Source organism: Agromyces sp. NSFZ (assembly GCF_056156205.1).
This window is the reverse complement of record NZ_CM149585.1, coordinates 3,993,369-4,010,242: the sequence shown is the minus strand read 5'-3', so window position 1 is coordinate 4,010,242 and position 16,874 is coordinate 3,993,369. Positions and strand designations below refer to the sequence as shown.

At 70.1% G+C, this 16,874-nt stretch carries 14 protein-coding genes and 1 pseudogene; 8 read left to right on the top strand and 7 right to left on the bottom strand.

Going from position 1 to position 16,874, the window contains the following annotated elements:
• Window positions 1-184: 184 nt before the first annotated feature.
• Window positions 185-2,419: an ATP-dependent Clp protease ATP-binding subunit gene (locus tag ACVFI9_RS19070; RefSeq protein ID WP_474766325.1), complete on the top strand. Its 2,235-nt coding sequence runs from the start codon at window positions 185-187 to the stop codon at window positions 2,417-2,419.
• Window positions 2,420-2,564: 145 nt separating this feature from the next.
• Complete coding sequence (locus tag ACVFI9_RS19065) at window positions 2,565-4,136, top strand: carboxylesterase/lipase family protein (protein WP_474763746.1); 1,572 nt, start codon at window positions 2,565-2,567, stop codon at window positions 4,134-4,136.
• Window positions 4,137-4,317: 181 nt separating this feature from the next.
• On the opposite strand, the gene ACVFI9_RS19060 is transcribed toward ACVFI9_RS19065, so the two are convergent.
• On the bottom strand, window positions 4,318-5,580 hold the full coding sequence (locus ACVFI9_RS19060) for an MFS transporter (RefSeq protein ID WP_474763745.1): 1,263 nt from the start codon (window positions 5,578-5,580) through the stop codon (window positions 4,318-4,320).
• An 84-nt stretch (window positions 5,581-5,664) separates the two neighbouring features.
• Between ACVFI9_RS19060 and ACVFI9_RS19055 the strand changes: the two genes are divergently transcribed.
• Both ACVFI9_RS19055 and ACVFI9_RS19050 read left to right on the top strand, forming a co-directional pair.
• Complete coding sequence (locus ACVFI9_RS19055) at window positions 5,665-6,714, top strand: zinc-dependent alcohol dehydrogenase family protein (RefSeq protein WP_474763744.1); 1,050 nt, start codon at window positions 5,665-5,667, stop codon at window positions 6,712-6,714.
• A 354-nt stretch (window positions 6,715-7,068) separates the two neighbouring features.
• Window positions 7,069-8,811 (top strand): S8 family peptidase, encoded by a 1,743-nt coding sequence (locus ACVFI9_RS19050; RefSeq protein ID WP_474763743.1) that lies wholly within the window; start codon window positions 7,069-7,071, stop codon window positions 8,809-8,811.
• A 164-nt stretch (window positions 8,812-8,975) separates the two neighbouring features.
• On the opposite strand, the gene ACVFI9_RS19045 is transcribed toward ACVFI9_RS19050, so the two are convergent.
• Window positions 8,976-9,569, bottom strand: coding sequence for a nitroreductase family protein (locus ACVFI9_RS19045; protein WP_474763742.1), 594 nt, complete (start codon window positions 9,567-9,569; stop codon window positions 8,976-8,978).
• 197 nt (window positions 9,570-9,766) lie between these two features.
• Between ACVFI9_RS19045 and ACVFI9_RS19040 the strand changes: the two genes are divergently transcribed.
• On the top strand, window positions 9,767-10,306 hold the full coding sequence (locus ACVFI9_RS19040) for a flavodoxin domain-containing protein (RefSeq protein WP_474763741.1): 540 nt from the start codon (window positions 9,767-9,769) through the stop codon (window positions 10,304-10,306).
• A gap of 12 nt (window positions 10,307-10,318) precedes the next feature.
• Here ACVFI9_RS19040 and ACVFI9_RS19035 read toward each other — a convergent pair whose 3' ends face one another.
• Entirely contained in the window at window positions 10,319-11,389 is a 1,071-nt protein-coding gene (locus ACVFI9_RS19035) for a threonine aldolase family protein (protein ID WP_474763740.1), read from the bottom strand.
• A gap of 200 nt (window positions 11,390-11,589) precedes the next feature.
• On the opposite strand from ACVFI9_RS19035, the pseudogene ACVFI9_RS19030 reads away from it, so the two are divergent.
• A pseudogene (locus tag ACVFI9_RS19030) lies at window positions 11,590-12,965 on the top strand (MFS transporter).
• On the opposite strand, the gene ACVFI9_RS19025 reads toward ACVFI9_RS19030, so the two are convergent.
• The 3 genes from ACVFI9_RS19025 to ACVFI9_RS19015 are packed head-to-tail and all read right to left on the bottom strand — an operon-like array spanning window position 12,950 to window position 14,336.
• Window positions 12,950-13,513 carry a dihydrofolate reductase family protein gene (locus ACVFI9_RS19025; RefSeq protein WP_474763739.1) on the bottom strand — a complete coding sequence of 188 codons (564 nt, stop codon included), beginning with the start codon at window positions 13,511-13,513 and terminating at the stop codon, window positions 12,950-12,952. The pseudogene ACVFI9_RS19030 and the gene ACVFI9_RS19025 sit on opposite strands and share 16 nt — an antisense overlap.
• Window positions 13,510-14,004, bottom strand: a complete 495-nt coding sequence (locus ACVFI9_RS19020; protein WP_474763738.1) for an SRPBCC family protein — start codon at window positions 14,002-14,004, stop codon at window positions 13,510-13,512. Before ACVFI9_RS19020 ends, ACVFI9_RS19025 begins: the two co-directional genes overlap by 4 nt.
• Window positions 14,001-14,336, bottom strand: coding sequence for an ArsR/SmtB family transcription factor (locus ACVFI9_RS19015; protein WP_474763737.1), 336 nt, complete (start codon window positions 14,334-14,336; stop codon window positions 14,001-14,003). Before ACVFI9_RS19015 ends, ACVFI9_RS19020 begins: the two co-directional genes overlap by 4 nt.
• A gap of 179 nt (window positions 14,337-14,515) precedes the next feature.
• On the opposite strand from ACVFI9_RS19015, the gene ACVFI9_RS19010 reads away from it, so the two are divergent.
• Window positions 14,516-14,890, top strand: coding sequence for a cupin domain-containing protein (locus tag ACVFI9_RS19010; protein WP_474763736.1), 375 nt, complete (start codon window positions 14,516-14,518; stop codon window positions 14,888-14,890).
• 53 nt (window positions 14,891-14,943) lie between these two features.
• Here ACVFI9_RS19010 and ACVFI9_RS19005 read toward each other — a convergent pair whose 3' ends face one another.
• The gene (locus ACVFI9_RS19005; protein ID WP_474763735.1) at window positions 14,944-15,336 is read right to left on the bottom strand and encodes a phage holin family protein; all 393 of its coding nucleotides are present in this window, start codon (window positions 15,334-15,336) and stop codon (window positions 14,944-14,946) included.
• A 116-nt stretch (window positions 15,337-15,452) separates the two neighbouring features.
• Between ACVFI9_RS19005 and ACVFI9_RS19000 the strand changes: the two genes are divergently transcribed.
• Window positions 15,453-16,787, top strand: a complete 1,335-nt coding sequence (locus ACVFI9_RS19000) for an MFS transporter (protein WP_474763734.1) — start codon at window positions 15,453-15,455, stop codon at window positions 16,785-16,787.
• Window positions 16,788-16,874: the final 87 nt, after the last annotated feature.

The window sequence follows — 16,874 nt, the reverse complement described above, 5'->3', positions numbered from 1 at the left end:
CGTGTTCCTCCATCTCAACATGTCCGCGGTACGTGCGCATTCCGGCGGCGGCGCTGGCGGCGCCCGCGGCATCCGTCTACCGTGAAATCCGGGGGACGAAACGGCGATTCGCCGGAATATCACCCTCCCATTCAAAGTTGAGCCTAGTAGACTCAAGTTTGACGAAGGGATGCCGATGGCCAACATGCAGGGCGCGCCGAACTCGCAGGAGGAGCAGCAGTCGGCGCTCGAACAGTTCGGGGTGAACCTCACCGACCTCGCGAAGGCGGGCAAGCTCGACCCCGTGATCGGGCGCGACTCCGAGATCCGTCGCGTCAGCCAGGTGCTCACGCGACGCACCAAGAACAACCCCGTGCTCATCGGCGAGCCCGGTGTCGGCAAGACGGCCGTGGTCGAGGGGCTCGCCCAGCGCATCGTCGCGGGCGACGTCGCCGAGTCGCTGAAGGACAAGCAGCTCGTCTCGCTCGACATCTCGGCGCTCGTGGCCGGCGCGATGTACCGCGGCCAGTTCGAGGAGCGCCTGAAGGCCGTGCTCAAGGAGATCAACGACGCCGAGGGCGGCATCATCACGTTCGTCGACGAACTGCACCTGCTCATGGGTGCCGGCGGCGGCGAGGGCTCGGTCGCGGCGTCCAACATGCTGAAGCCCATGCTGGCCCGCGGCGAGCTGCACCTCATCGGCGCGACCACGCTCGACGAGTACCGCGAGTACATCGAGAAGGATGCCGCGCTCGAGCGCCGCTTCCAGCAGGTGTACGTCGGCGAGCCGAGTGTCGAGGACACCGTCGCGATCCTCCGCGGACTCAAGGGCCGCTACGAAGCGCACCACGGCGTCACGATCTCGGATGCCGCGCTCGTCGCCGCGGCATCCCTCTCGAACCGCTACATCACGGCGCGGCAGCTGCCCGACAAGGCCATCGACCTCATCGACGAGGCCATGAGCCGCCTCAAGATGGAGATCGACTCGAGCCCGGTCGAGATCGACCAGCTCAAGCGCCAGGTCGATCGTCTGAAGCTCGAGGAGCTCGCGCTCAAGCGCGAGAAGGACGAGGCCTCGAAGGAGCGCCTCGCGAAGCTGCGCGAGACACTCGTCGAGCAGGAGCGCGAGCTCGCCGAGCTCGAAGCCCGCTGGGCGCGAGAGAAGATGGGCCTGAACCGCGTCGGTGAGCTGAAGAAGCAGCTCGACGAGGCCATCACCGAACGCGACCGTGCGATGCGCGAGGCCGACTACCAGAAGGCGTCGCGGCTCGAGTACGAGACGATCAAGCAGCTCCAGCGCGACCTCGAAGCGGCCGAGCAGGCGGATGCCGCGGGCGAGGGCGGCGGGGAGCCCCGCATGGTCAACGAGCAGGTCACCGAAGAGGACATCGCCGCCGTCATCTCGGCCTGGACGGGCATCCCCGTCGGCAAGCTCATGCAGGGCGAGACCGAGAAGCTGCTGCACCTCGAGGCGGAGCTCGGCAAGCGCCTCATCGGGCAGAAGCCGGCCGTGGCATCCGTCGCCGACGCCGTTCGCCGATCGCGCGCCGGCATCAGCGATGCCAACCGCCCCACCGGCTCGTTCCTGTTCCTCGGGCCGACCGGCGTCGGCAAGACCGAGCTCGCGAAGGCGCTGGCCGAGTTCCTCTTCGACGACGAGCACGCCATGGTGCGCATCGACATGTCGGAGTACGGCGAGAAGTTCTCGGTCTCGCGCCTCGTCGGAGCGCCTCCCGGCTACGTCGGCTACGACCAGGGCGGCCAGCTCACCGAGGCCGTGCGGCGCCGCCCGTACTCGGTCGTGCTCTTCGACGAGGTCGAGAAGGCGCACCCCGAGGTGTTCGACGTGCTGCTGCAGGTGCTCGACGACGGCCGCCTCACCGACGGTCAGGGCCGCACGGTGGACTTCCGCAACACGATCCTCATCCTCACCTCGAACCTCGGGTCGCAGTTCCTCATCGACCCGTCGCTGTCGTGGGACGAGAAGGAGCAGGCCGTGCTGCAGACGGTGCGGCAGTCGTTCAAGCCCGAGTTCGTGAACCGCCTCGACGACATCGTCGTGTTCTCGGCGCTCAGCGAGGAGGAGCTCGGCGAGATCGTGAACCTGTACATCGACCGGCTGTCCGCCCGGCTGCACGACCGGCGCCTGCAGCTCGGGGTCACGCCCGACGCCCGCTCCTGGCTGGCCGAGCGCGGGTACGATCCGCTCTACGGTGCCCGTCCGCTGCGCCGTCTCATGCAGAAGGAGATCGACGACCGGCTGGCCCGGGCGCTGCTCACGGGCGACATCCGCGACGGCGACACCGTCAAGGTGGACCTCGGCGCCGATGGCGAGTCGCTCACGGTGGCCCGAGCCGAGAGCGTCGAGGTGGGCGGCGACGATGGCGGGTCGGCCGGCGGGGCGGCCGACGAGGTCATCGACGCCGAGATCATCGAGTAATCCCCTCGCCCTACGTTGCCGTTCGCGCGCGGCGTCGCCATCGGGCGGGTGACGCCACGCGGGAACGGAGACACGGGGGACGGATGCCGCGAGCGTCGAGCCCGTCGATTCCGTGCGTTCACCTCGCGGGCGTAGGGTCGCGTGCATGGTCGTGAGTGGCATGCGCACCGGCGACGCCCACCCCGGTCTGCTCGTGGAGACCAGGGAGGGCGCCGTGCGCGGCATCCGCCTCCGTGGCGTGCGGATGTGGCGCGGCATCCCGTACGCGGCCGACACGGGTGGCGCTCGTCGCTTCCGTGCACCCGAGCCGGCCGCAGGTTGGGACGGCGTGCGCGACGCATCCGCCTTCGGACCGGTCGCGCCGCAGCTGCGACGCGGCCAGTTCATCGGCGCCCACCCGCGGCTCGTGCGCAGCGAGGATTGCCTCAGTGTCAACGTGATCGCGCCCGACGATCAGCGCGACCCGGTGCCCGGCCGTCCCGTCATGGTGTTCATCCACGGCGGTGCGTACACCGTCGGCTCGTCGGACGAGTACCCGCGGCAGGGCGAGCGACTCGTTCGACAGCACGGGGTCGTGTACGTGAGCCTCAACTACCGGTTGGGCGCGCTCGGCTGGCTCGACTTCCGGGGGTACGCGTCGCCGCGGCATCCGTTCGACGTCAATCTCGGGCTGCGCGACCAGGTCGCCGCGCTCGAGTGGGTGCGGCGGAACATCCGCGCATTCGGCGGAGACCCCGGCAACGTCACGCTCTTCGGCGAGTCGTCGGGCGCGAACTCGGTGACCACGCTCCTGACCGTGCCCGCCGCGGAGGGGCTCTTCGCGCGGGCGATCGCGCAGAGCTCGCCCGCGAACGCCGTGTACCTCCCCGAGACCGCGGCGCAGTGGGCGCGGGAGTACGTGCGCATGCTCAGCCACCTCGTCGACGACGACGACCTCGACAGCGAGTCCCGTGACGACGCCGCGGTGATGCTGCGAACCGCCGACCCGGCCGTGCTCGCCGCGGCGACGACCGCACTGAGCGTGCGCACCCCCGACGAGCACCCGGGCACCATCGCCCTCGCGCCCGTGATCGACGGCGAATTCCTGCCCCAGCGCCCGCTCGACTCGTTCCGCGACGGGCTCGCGCACCGCGTGCCGCTCATCATCGGCACGAACGACCGCGAGGGGTCGCTGTTCGCGGGCCGGATCGGCATCCTCCCGACCACGAAGCCGCGCATCCGGGCCGTCTTCGCGAACACGAGGAAGAAGGCGCGCAAGGCGATCAAGCGGCAGTACCCCGGGCTGCCCGAGCGGCGGCCGGCGGCCGACTTCGGGGGCGACTTCACGTTCTGGTTCCCGTCGGTGAAGGCCGGGGAGCGGCACTCGCGCCATGCACCGGTGTACTTCTACCGCTTCGATGCAGCACCCCGGATGCCGCGCCTGCTCGGCCTCGACGCGACGCACGGTCTCGAGCTCTTCGCACTCTTCGAGAAGTTCGACACGCTCACGGGCGCGGGCCTCACCATGCTCGGCGGGCGGCGCCTGTATCGCGAGGTCGGGCGGCGGATGCAACGCCACTGGACCTCGTTCGCGGCATCCGGCGCTCCCGGGCCCGAGTGGCCACGCTACGACGAGTTCGAGCGGCGGACGCTCGTGTTCGACCGCGTCGACCGCGTGGAGCTCGATCCGCGACGTGAGAAGCGGCTCGCGTGGCAGGAGTTCGTGCCGCACGTGTGAGGGACGTGCCGCACGTGTGAGGGAAGTGGCCCGGACGCTTCGACGGGCTGTTTCCGCTCGGCTCATGTCGAAATCGCCCCGCCTGGCGACCACGCGTCAGGAGTTCGAGCGGATCATCGACGGCGAGGGCGGGGAGTGAGCCTCTCGTGCGTCGGGCGGGCGGCCCGCCGCCGCTCGACGGTCAGTCGCGGACGGGCTCGGATACCGTCACGCCGTTCGCGCTCTCGGGGATGCGGCGTTCGAGTGCGGACGCCAGCACGCCGATGCCGAGGCATCCGACGACCATGACGATGATGTAGACCGCGTCGAGGCCCTGGCCGAGGAGGAGTCCCGCGGCGATCGGGCCGGTGATGGCGCCCGCCTGGAAGGCCGCGGAGTTGATCGCGTTGTAGCGGCCGCGGTTGTGATCGGAGGCGAGGTCGTTGTAGATCGCGGGCACCGTGGGTTGCAGCAGGGTCTCGCCGAACGCGAACACACCCATGAACGCCAGGACGCCGACCGCTGCCGCCACCGAATCGGGCAGCAGCCCGGCGCCGCCCAGGATGAGCCACGAAGCGGCCCACACCAGCGCCATCACCCACATGACGCGCGTGCGGCGACGCCCGCTGATGCGATTCAGCACCGCGAACTGGAGGAGCACGATCACGGCGGTGTTGACGGCGAATGCGAGTCCGACGACGCGGGTCGAGACCTCGGCCACCTGCCGGGCGAAGGCCGGGAACCCGGCCTCCATCTGGCCGTAGCCGATGAACATCGCGATGAACGTGAGCAGGGTCAGCCACAGCACCGCGGGTTGCCGCAGGATCTCCCGGTACGTCCCGGCCGCCGGCGTGTCTTCGGAGGGCTCGGCCTGGGTGCGGACGTGGCGCAGCGGCCCGAGCAGCAGCGCCGCGGGCACGAGGCAGCTGATCGCGTCGACGAGGAAGATCGTCGTGAAGGTGGCGGGGTTGTCGACGTCGACGTAGAAGCCGCCGATGATGCCGCCGACGCCGATGCCGAGGTTCACGAGGGCGAAGTTGATGCCGAAGTACCGCTGACGCAGGTCGCCGGAGACCACGGCGGCGACCAGTGCGTTGAAGCCCGGCCAGGAGACGCCGAAGTTCACGCCGATGAGCACCAGCGCGACCGCCGCGACCGCAGGGTGGGTCGCGTACGCGAGGAGCGTGCAGCCGGCGATCATGGCCGCGAGCCCGGCGAGCAGCACCCTGCGGGCGCCGAACCGGTCGATGAGGGTGCCGCCCGGACCGGTCACGACCAGTCCGGTGACCGCGATCAGGCTCATCAATGCGCCGGAGAGCTCGAGGTCGAACCCGCGAACCTCGTGCAGGTAGATGATGGTGAAGGGCAGCGTCAGCCCGCGGCCGAGCGTCTGGATGGCGACCGTCGACAGCAGCCAGCGGCCCTGGGTGGGCAGCGCACTCCAGAACGTCCTGATTCCGACCACCAGAGCATTCTGGCGGACCCCTCCGACATCGGGGAGACGGAGTTCGCGACGCGGACGCTGACGCGTGCGCGTACGCTCGAGAACATGCGTGCGACGATCATCCACGGGCCCCGGGACATCCGCGTCGAGACCGTGCCCGATCCCGAGCTGTCGACCGGTGGCGACGCCATCGTCCGCGTCGTCGCGGCCTGCGTGTGCGGCTCCGACCTGTGGCCCTACCGGGGCATCACGCCGACGCGCGAGCCGCACCGCATCGGACACGAGTTCGTCGGCGTCGTCGAGGCCGTCGGCGCCGACGTCGAGCGCATCCGGGTCGGCGACTTCGTCATCGCGCCGTTCTACGTGTGCGACAACACGTGCATCAACTGCCGCAACGGGGTGTCGACCTCGTGCCTGCACGGCGGCTGGTGGGGCAGCGACGACCGGCTCGGCGCCTTCGCCGACGGCGGTCAGGGCGAGCGCGTGCGCGTTCCGCTCGCCGACGGCACGCTGGTCGCGGTTCCCGGAGAGGTCGCCGACGACCGGGTTCCGGGGCTCCTCGCGCTCTCCGACGTGATGGGTACGGGCCACCACGCGGCGGTCTCGGCGGGCGTCGGTCCCGGCGAGTCGGTCGCGGTCGTCGGCGACGGCGCCGTCGGCCTGTGCGCGATCATCGCGTCGCGCCGCCTCGGAGCGACGACCATCATCGCGATGTCGCGGCATCCGGAACGCCAGGCGCTGGCCCGCGACTTCGGTGCCACGCACATCGTCGCGGAGCGCGGCGAGGTGGGCGTGAAGGCCGTGCAGGAGCTGACGCACGGCATCGGGGCCGACCGGGTGCTCGAGTGCGTCGGCACCAAGGAGTCGATGGACCAGGCCATCCGCTCCACGCGGCCGGGCGGAATGGTCGGCTACGTGGGTGCCCCGAACGGCGGCCCCGAGTTGCCGGTGCGGCCGCTCTTCAACCGCAACGTCGGCGTGAACGGCGGCGTCGCGCCCGTGCGCGGCTACATCGAGGAACTCCTGCCCGACGTGCTCTCGGGCGCCATCGAGCCGGGTCGGGTGTTCGATCTCGAGCTGCCCCTCGGCGACGCGGCCGAGGCGTACGCCGCCATGGATGAACGGCGCGCGATCAAGGTGCTGCTGCGGCCGTAGCCGAGGAGCCTGTTCGGAATTCAGGAACGCGGGCGCCGTGGCATCCGTGGCGCCTGTTCGGAATTCAGGAACGGATGCCTCGTGGTGGCGGGATCGGCAACGAATCGCCGTTCCGACCACAGCGTCGGCGTGCCGCGTTCCTGAATTCCGCGCAGGGGCACGGTGCGGGCACACACGGCACAGCGCGAGCACCCGGATCCCGCGAGCCGATGCCGCAGGATCTGCGACATCCGCGACATCCGCGACATCCGGACAAGACCCTTCCGTTTCGTCCGCGCCTCTGCCAGCATGGCGCGAGTGTGCACCCTATTCGGGTGCCATTTCGAAGAAGGGACATCCAACTCCATGAGAGTGATGAGATCCATCGCCACGACGGCAGTTTTCGCACTGGCCGTCACCGGCATGGCAGCCGGATCCGCGTTCGCCGCATCAGCCGCCCCCAACGACGGGGAGCAGCAGTACGTCGTCCTGTTCGCCGAGGGAACGTCCTCGGCAGAGGCGCAGGCCGCCGTCGAGGCCGCCGGCGGCACGATCCTCAGCGAGAACACCGCGATCGGCGTCGCCACCGTCGTCACGACCGACGCGGAGTTCGCCGAGCAGGCCGCGGAGCAGGCGGCCATCGAAGGAACCGCGCAGAACCGCGTGGTCGGCGGCGTGCCCGACGACTCGGCGGCCAAGCAGCGGCTCCGCGAGGAGGCCGTGGAGCGCGAGACCCGCGTGACCGGCGAGGAGGCGGCCGCCCTCGGCAAGCCGAGCGACCCGGGCAAGCCCGTCAAGGGTGCCGAGCCGCTCGCCGACCTGCAGTGGGACATGCAGCAGATCGACGCGACGGTCGACGGCTCGTACGCGGTCGAGCGCGGCGACAAGAAGGTGCTCGTGGGCATCCTCGACACCGGCGTCGACGGCAGCCACCCCGACATCAAGCCGAACTTCGACAAGCACCTGAGCCGCAACTTCACGGTCGACATCCCCGTCGACGCCAACGGCGACCCGGTCGACGGCGATTGCGCCGAAGAGCCCGACCAGTCCTGCGAGGACCCCGCCGACGTCGACGAGAACGGCCACGGCACGCACGTCGCCTCGACGATCGGCTCGCCGATCAACGGCATCGGCATCGCGGGCGTCGCGCCCGAGGTCACGCTGGTGAACCTCCGTGCGGGCCAGGACTCGGGATACTTCTTCCTGCAGGCCTCGGTCGACGCGCTCACCTACGCCGGCGAGCACGGCATCGACGTCGTGAACATGAGCTACTACGTCGACCCGTGGCTGTTCAACTGCACCGACCACCCGGCCGACAGCGCCGAGGACCAGGCCGAGCAGCAGACCATCATCGAGGCCATGCAGCGCGCGCTCGACTTCGCGCGTGAGAGCGGCGTCACCCTCGTCGCGGCCGCCGGCAACGGCGCGAGCGACTACACGAAGGTGATCTCCGACGCGTCGAGCCCCGACTTCGCGAGCGTGCCCGGCGAGGTCGCCTACGTACGCGACCTCCTCGACCCCGAGACGTGCATCTCGATGCCGACCGAGGGTGACGGCGTGATCTCGGTCTCGAGCACCGGCATCTCCGAGCGCAAGGCGTACTACTCGAACTACGGCAACGGGTTCGTGGATGTCGCGGCACCCGGTGGCGACGTGTACGACACCGCCGACATGAAGCGCGACTACCAGGCGGGCATCCTCGCCGCCTACCCGGCGGCGCTGGCCGAGGCCGAGGGCGCGATCGACGAGAACGGCGACGTCATCGTGCCGTGGGCCGTGCAGAGCTGCGACGTCAACGGCAAGGACTGCGCGTACTACCAGTACCTGCAGGGCACGTCGATGGCCTCACCGCACGCGGCCGGCGTCGCGGCGCTCATCGTGAGCGCCTACGGCGAGCGCGAGCGGGGCGGGCTCACGCTCGACCCGGCCGACGTGGAGGAGATGCTGCTCGAGTCGGCGACGGCGACCGCCTGCCCCGACCCCGCGGCGTACACCTACACGCGGATCCTGCCGAACGGCAACGTCGCGACCGCCACGCACACGTGCGAGGGCACCCTGGAGTCGAACGGCTTCTACGGCGCGGGCATCATCAACGCGCTCGCGGCCGTCGGCGGCTGATCGGCTGAACCGATGCGAGGGGCGGATGTCGCGGCTGCGGCATCCGCCCCTTCGTCGTTCATAATTCAGGAACGGATGCTAAGGGTCGACGAAGTCGACGGCGAATCGCCGTGTCGACCACGCGAAGAAGCCGCACCAGACCTGAATTCTGCCCGGGGTGGGGGTTATTCGGCCGCGAGCACGAGCTCCTCGAGCGGTCGGCGCCGGCGTGGGGCGACCTCGCGCTCGCGGAGCGTCTCGGGAAGTGCCTCCGCGTCGCCGAGCACGCCGATCGCGGTGATCGACACGACCTCGAGGCTCGCCTCGAGCCCGAACGCCTCGTGGATCCGCGGGGCGTCGAATCCGCCCATCTGGTGGGTGTGCAGACCCTCGTGCTGCGCCTGCACGGTGAGGTGCGCGACCGCCTGGCCGAGGTCGTACGTCGCCCACCGGCGCGGGTTGCCATCGGGGTCGGCCACCTCGGCGACGTTGACGATGAGGAGTGCGGCCGAGTCCGCCCATGCCCGATTCCATCCGCTCAGCGCGTCGTGCACGGTCGCGAACGCGTCGGTTCCGCGCCGGGCGACGATGAAGCGCCAGGGTTGCAGGTTGTTCGCCGAGGGTGCCCACCTGGCGGCTTCGAGGATCGTGCGCACGACGTCGGGAGCGACCTCGGCCGAGGGGTCGTACGCCCGCGGGCTCCAACGGTCGGCGAGCGGGCCGATGAGCGGCGCGTCGGTCGCGGCGCGACGCGTGTCGGGAGGGCTGAGGAGGGTCATGCGGGTGCTGCCTTCGTGCGAGTGGACGGGTGCCGGGCTCCGTCGCCCACCTCTGTCAACGTAATACATGCAGATGCATATTCCATGGGTGCCCCGGTGCGTCGGCACCCGCGGGACCTTGGTCACTCGCGGAGCACCGTCGTCGAGCGTAGCGTCACGACCTCGGGAAGCGCATGCGACGACGAAGGGGGATCGTGATGAGGGTGCTGGTCGCCTACGCGAGCAAGTACGGCGCGACGGAGGGCATCGCGCAGCGGATCGTGGAGGTGCTGCGGCAGCGCGGGCTCGAGGCCGACGTGCGCATGTGCAAGGACGTCGACGAGGCATCCGAGTACGACGCCTACGTCGTCGGCTCGGCGACCTACGAGTTCAACTGGCGGAAGAGCGCCAGGAAGTTCGTGGAGCGCAACGCCGAAGTGCTCGCAGCGAAACCGACGTGGCTGTTCTCCAGCGGCCCGCTCGGCAGCGAGACCGTCGACAAGGAGGGCAACGACGTACTGAAGGGCGCCGAACCCAAGCAGTTCACCGAGTACGAGGACCTCGTGCACCCGCGCGGCAAGCAGGTGTTCCGCGGCGCGTACCACCACGACAAGATCCGCGGTGCGGACCGCATCATCGCGTGGATGCCTGCGATCCGCGACGTCATGCCGGAGGGCGACTTCCGCGACTGGGACGCGATCGACGCCTGGGCCCGCTCAGTCGCCGACGAGCTGGTCGGCCCGGCGCCGCGGCCGTAGCGACGGCCCAGCCTAGACGCGCGCCAGCTCCTCGCGGATGGCGGCGACGAACGCGTCGATGTCGTCCTCGCTGGTGTCGAAGGAGCACATCCAACGCACCTCGCCGCGGGCGGCGTTCCAGTCGTAGAACCGGAATCGCTCGCGAAGGCGGTCGGCGACGCCCGGCGGCAGGGTGGCGAACACGCCGTTCGACTGGGTCTCCTGCGTGAACCCGAGTCCGGGCAGGTCGCCGGCCGCGATGCCCGCGTCGAGCGCGTCGCGCAGCCGCCTGGCCATCGCGTTCGCGTGCGACGCGTTACGCAGGTACAGGTCGCCCTCGAGCAGCGCGATGAGCTGCGCCGACACGAACCGCATCTTCGAGGCGAGCTGCATGTTGAGCTTCCGGAGGTACTTGAGCCCCGTGGATGCCTCGGGGTCCAGCACCACGATGGCCTCACCGCCGAGCGCGCCGTTCTTGGTGCCGCCGAAGCTCAGCACGTCGACGCCCGCGTCGCGCGTGAACGCACGCAGGGGCAGGCCGAGCGAGGCCGCCGCATTCGAGAGCCGGGCGCCGTCCATGTGCAGCCTCATGCCGTGCCGGTGCACGTGCTCGGCGATCGCGCGCACCTCGGCGACCGAGTACGCGGTGCCGAGCTCGGTGGTCTGCGTGATCGAGACCACGAGCGGCTGCGCGCGGTGCTCGTCGCCCCAGCCCCACGCCTCCCGGTCGATGAGCTCGGGGGTGAGCTTGCCGTCGGGTGTCGGCACCGTGAGCAGCTTGATGCCGCCGACGCGTTCGGGCGCGCCGCCCTCGTCGGAGTTGATGTGCGCCGTGGACGCGCTGATGACGGCGCCCCAGCGGGGGAGCATCGACTGCAGGCCGGTGACGTTCGCGCCGGTGCCGTTGAACACCGGGAACACCTCGACGCCCGCGCCGAAGTGCTGCGCGAACACGTCCTGCAGGCGCTCGGTGTAGGCATCCTCGCCGTAGGCGACCTGATGCCCGCCGTTCGCGGCGCTGATCGCCGCGAGCACCTCGGGGTGCACGCCGGAGTAGTTGTCGGAGGCGAAGCCGCGGACGGTGATGTCGTGGAGCTGGTTCACCCGACAATCCTGCCACCTCGAGGCATCCGCATGCCGCCCGGTCCACAGGCGCGATCGGGGCGTCCGCGGAGGTCTTCCGGATGTCGGGGGCCGTGACTACCCTCGCAAGGGTGACCGGGACCATGGGGGGTACCGACCCGGCGGGGGTGCCGTCGGCGACCGGGTCGACGCCGGCGGGCGTGACCCCGCCGCCTGGCGGCATGCGCACCTTCATGCACGTGCTCGCGAACACGATGATCGCGAACGTCACGACGAGCTTCCTGTGGTTCGCGCTCACGTTCTGGGTATACCTCGAGACGCGGTCGGTGCTCGCGACCGGCATCATCGGCGGCGCCTACATGCTGCTCATCGCGATCTTCGGCATCGCGTTCGGCACCATCGTCGATCGGCACCGGAAGCACCGGGTGATGGTGCTCTCGACATCATCACCCTCGCCTCCTTCGCGATCGCCGGGCTGCTGTACCTCGTGCAGCCCGAATCCGCGCTGCTCGACCTCGGCGGCCCGTGGTTCTGGGTGTTCGCCGGCATCATCCTGTTCGGCTCGGTCGTCGAGAACATGCGCAACATCGCCCTGTCGACGACGGTCACGCTGCTCGTCCCCGAGGCGCGCCATGCGAACGCCAACGGCATGGTGGGCACCGTGCAGGGCCTGGCCTTCATCGTGACGAGCGTGTTCAGCGGCCTCGCGATCGGACTGCTCGGCATGGGCTGGACGCTCGTCATCGCCATCGTGGCGACCCTCGTCGCGCTCGTGCACCTGCTCTTCATCCGGATCCCGGAGGAGGAGCCCGTGGTCGACGGCGAGCGTCCGCCCGCCGTCGACCTGCGCGGCAGCATCGCCGCCGTGCGCGCCGCGCCCGGCCTGTTCGCGCTCATCCTGTTCACGACGTTCAACAACCTCATCGGCGGCGTCTACATCGCCCTCATGGATCCGTACGGCCTCACCCTGTTCCCCGTCGAGGCGTGGGGCGTGGTGTTCGGCGTCGCCTCGACCGGATTCATCGTGGGCGGGCTCGTGATCGCGAAGTGGGGGCTCGGCCGCAATCCGATCCGCACGATGCTCGTCATCGTCATCGTCATGGGCCTGCTCGGGGCGCTGTTCACGATTCGCGAATGGTGGCTCCTGTACGCAGCCGGCATCTGGCTCTACATGACGCTCATCCCCGCCGTCGAGGCGGCCGAGCAGACGATCATCCAGAAGGTCGTGCCGTTCCGGCGGCAGGGGCGGGTGTTCGGGTTCGCGCAGGCGTTCGAGGCGGCGGCCGCGCCGATCACCGCGTTCATCATCGCGCCCATCGCCGAGTTCTGGGTCATCCCGTACATGGAGTCCGGCGACGGCCGTGCCACCTGGGAGTGGCTGCTCGGCGAGGGGGACATGCGGGGCATCGCCCTGATCTTCCTCTTCAGCGGGCTCGCGCTCGTGGCCCTCGCCCTGATCGCGTTCGGCACCCGCTCGTACCGGCTCCTCTCGGCGGAGTTCGAGGGGCACGCGCCTGACGCGTCCGAGGACGCCGGGGCGTCCCCGGCCGGTGCCGCGGCCGGGGACCGAGCCGACGAGGTTCAGCGCAGGCGGTAGGTCATGCCGACGTGCCCGCTCGGCTGCGACACGACGCGGTCGAGCTCGAGGCGGCGCTCGCCGAGCGACTCGGGGGTGAACGGACGTCCGGCACCGATGAGGACCGGCACGACGCGCAGGCGCAGCTCATCGACGAGTCCCGCCTCGAAGAGCGAATCCGCGAGCGTGAGGCTGCCCCACACGACGATGCCGCCGAATCGCTCCTTGAGCCCGGCGACCGACTCGGCGCCGTCGCCGCGGAGGATCTCGATGGCACCGTCGCCCCACGGGGCATCCGTCATCGAATTGGAGACGACGAACTTCGGCAGGCGGCTGATCGGCTCGGCGACCGCCTCCACCGCGGGGTCGGCCTTCGGCCAGTAGTCCGCGAACATCCGGTAGGTGTTCGCGCCGAGGACGATCGCGTCGACGTGCTCGAGGAAGGCGAGCTGGTCGGCGTCGTTCAGGTCATCGGCCTCGGTCGGTTGCATGAAGCGGATGCCGCCGTCGGGTTCGGCGGCGTACCCGTCGACGCTCACGATCTGCTCGACGGTGAGGCGGCCGGTCACGATGCGACCTCCTTCGCGAGGTACTCGGCGAGCAGGTCGAACGCCGAGCTCCACCCGTCGTAGACGTTGTCGTCGCCCGGTGCGCCGTCCCAGCCGAGCACGTGGAACAGCATCTCGGTGCGATCGCCGGGGAGTTCGCGCAACGTGACGGTGACGACCGGGGCGGTCGCGTCGTCGTCGTCGGGCGACGCCCAGGTGAACACGAGGCGCTCGGGCTCGACGACCTCTCGGTAGACGCCCGCCGTCGGGTACTCGGAGCCGTCGGCGTCGTTCACCATCGTGTAGGCGTATCGGCCGCCCGTGCGCACGTCGATGGCGACGCTGCCCGGCTTGATCGAGATGCCTCGCGGGTGCCACCAGGTCGCGGCATCCGCCTCCACCGTCCACGCCTGCCAGACGAGTTCGCGCGGCGCATCGAAGATGCGGGTGATGGTGAACTGCGGTGCGTGCGTGCCGGTGGTCGTGGTCACCGGCGTGTGCTGGTCGGTCATGACTTCCCCTTCATTCTGCGGAGCTGCTCGTCGAGCAGGTCGAAGCGCTCGTTCCACTCGCCGCGGTGCCGTTCCACCCACTCGGATGCCTCGTCGAGGGGCTCGGTGCGCAGCGTGCAGGTGCGCCACTGGGCCGTGGTGGTGCGTTCGATGAGCCCCGCCCGCTCGAGCACTCTGAGGTGCTGCGAGATCGCCGGTCGGCTCATCGCGAACGGCTCGGCCAGCTCGCCCACGGTCGTCGGCCCGCCGTGCAGGCGGGAGAGGATCGCACGCCTCGTCGGGTCGGCGAGCGCGTGGAAGACGAGGCTGAGCGCGTCGTCGGCAGCTCTCACGTAAGCAACTCCTTAATTAATGATCTGCTTAACCATACGAGCGGGCGGATGCCGCGTCAAGGCCTCGCGCGCGGTTGCCGGAGCATTCGGGGCGACACGCCGACCGCGCGCCGGCGGGTCGCCCGGGTCCTCCTTCGACCGGGGAAGCGCAGCCGGCCCGGATCGGGAATGATCGACACATGGCAGCACACGTGCGGAACCTCCAGGCGGCCCTCGACTCGTTCACCGAGCACTGGCAGCCGCACCGGCTCGCGAGCGTCAACGACTACGACGTGAAGGTCGTGAAGGTGCTCGGTGAATTCACGTGGCACAGCCACCCCGAGACCGACGAACTGTTCCTCGTCGTCTCGGGTGAGCTCGTGATCCAGCAGCGCGACGAGGACGGCGGTGACGTCGTGCTCGGCCCGGGCGACGTCTACGTCGTGCCTCGAGGCGTCGAGCACTGCCCGCGCGCCGAGGGCGAGGTGTCGGCGATCCTCATCGAACCGCGCGGCACCGTGAACACGGGCGATACCCCGAGCGAGCGCACCGCGGTGCTGCGCGAGCTCGACTGAAGCGCGGAACGACGCAGCCCGACGCCGCCGGCGGGAGGCCGGCAGCCCGGCCGTCAGGTCGCGTTCGCGCGGTCTCCGGCTCGCCGCTTCAGGAAGATGAGCGGCAGCAGCCAGGTGCCGAGCGCGGTGACGATCCACACGACCAGCGTCGCGAGCACCCAGGTCACGGGGTCGTCCACGCGGATGCCGTTCGGGAAGAGCGACGCGATGAGGAGCGCGACGAACGTGGAGACGAGCCCGATGCCGCCGAGGATGGCCGAGGCGTACTTCCGCGCCACGTTGAAGATGAAGGGCGCGAGCACGGCCTGCGCGATCGTGAACACGAGGATCGCGACCAGGAAGCCGCCCCACTCGATGTGGAAGCCGGGCAGGATCCACATCGCGATGAGCAGGCCGAGCGCAGACGTGACGAGGGAGATGAGGATGCGGATGACGAGGCGCAGCATGCGTCGAGGGTATCGGCCGGCACGACGGCGGGCGGATCGCCGCGCCAGCGCGCATCCGTTGCCGATGACGGTGGCCGGGAGCATGATGATCGGGTGACTCCCCGTCAGAGGCGAACGTGAACGCCGCAGCGCGACCCGCCCCCACCGCCAGGGGCGTGCAGGCCGTGTACTACACGCTGACGCTCGGCAACACGCTCGCCGCGTCGTTCATCTGGGGCATCAACACCCTGTTCCTCCTCGATGCGGGCCTCACGAACCTCGAGGCGTTCGCCGCCAACGCCTTCTTCAGCGCGGGCATGTTCCTCTTCGAGATCCCGACGGGCGTCGTGGCCGACACGCTCGGCCGGCGAGCCTCGTACCTGCTCGGCACGATCACCCTCGCCGTGACGACCGTGCTCTACTGGCTGCTCTGGGTGTGGGAATCCCCCTTCTGGGCGTGGGCCGTCGTGTCGGTGCTGCTCGGTCTCGGGTTCACCTTCTTCTCGGGCGCGGTCGACGCGTGGCTCGTCGATGCGCTGCACGCGACCGAGTACCAGGGCAGCCTCGAGACGGTGTTCGGCCGCGCCATGATCGTCGGGAGCGTCGCCATGCTCGCGGGGTCCGTGCTCGGCGGCGTGGTGGCCCAGCTCACCGACCTCGGGGTGCCGTTCCTCATCCGTGCGGGCGTGCTCGTGCTCATGCTCCTGGTCGCGGCGCTGCTCATGCGCGATCTCGGGTTCACGCCCGAGCGCGGCGCGGGGCCGATCAAGGCCACCGGCAACGTGCTCCGCGCCTCGATCCGGTACGGCCTCGGCAACCCGCCGGTGCGGTGGCTCATGTTCGTCACGCCGTTCACCACGGGGGTCGGCTTCTACGTCTTCTACGCTCTCCAGCCCTACCTGCTCGAGCTCTGGGGCGACGAGGGCGCCTATTCGATCGCAGGACTCGCGGCGGCCCTGCTCTCCGGCGCGGGTATCGTGGGCGGCCTCCTCGCGCCCTACGTGCGGCGACTGTTCCGCAAGCGCACGTCGGCGATCCTCCTCGCCACCGTGTCGAGCGCGCTCGTGCTCGTCGCGCTCGCGTTCACCACGAACTTCTGGGTCGCGATCGCGCTCGTCGCCCTGTGGGGCATCGCCTCGTCGATCGACGACCCCGTGCACCGCGCCTACCTCAACGACATGATCCCGTCGAAGCAGCGGGCCACGGTGCTCTCGTTCGACTCGCTGCTCGGCAGCGCGGGCGGTGCAGTGTTCCAGCCGATCCTCGGGCGGTCCGCCGACCTCGGCGGGTACAGCGCCTCGATGCTCTGGAGCGGCATCATCGCGGCGATCGCGACGCCGTTCGTGCTGTTGAGTCGGGCGCAGAAGCCGGTGGCCGACACGGCGCGTGATGTGACGCCGGCAGAGGCGACGCTCGAACAGCCGAAAACGGGGGACGAGCCGGCGACGGATGCCTCGCTGCCGCCTGTGTGACGGTTTCGTCACGCTCGTCGCATGACACTTTCGGGGGACAACCATCGTGGATAGCATGTCGGGCACACCGGCCCGGCACGGGTGACG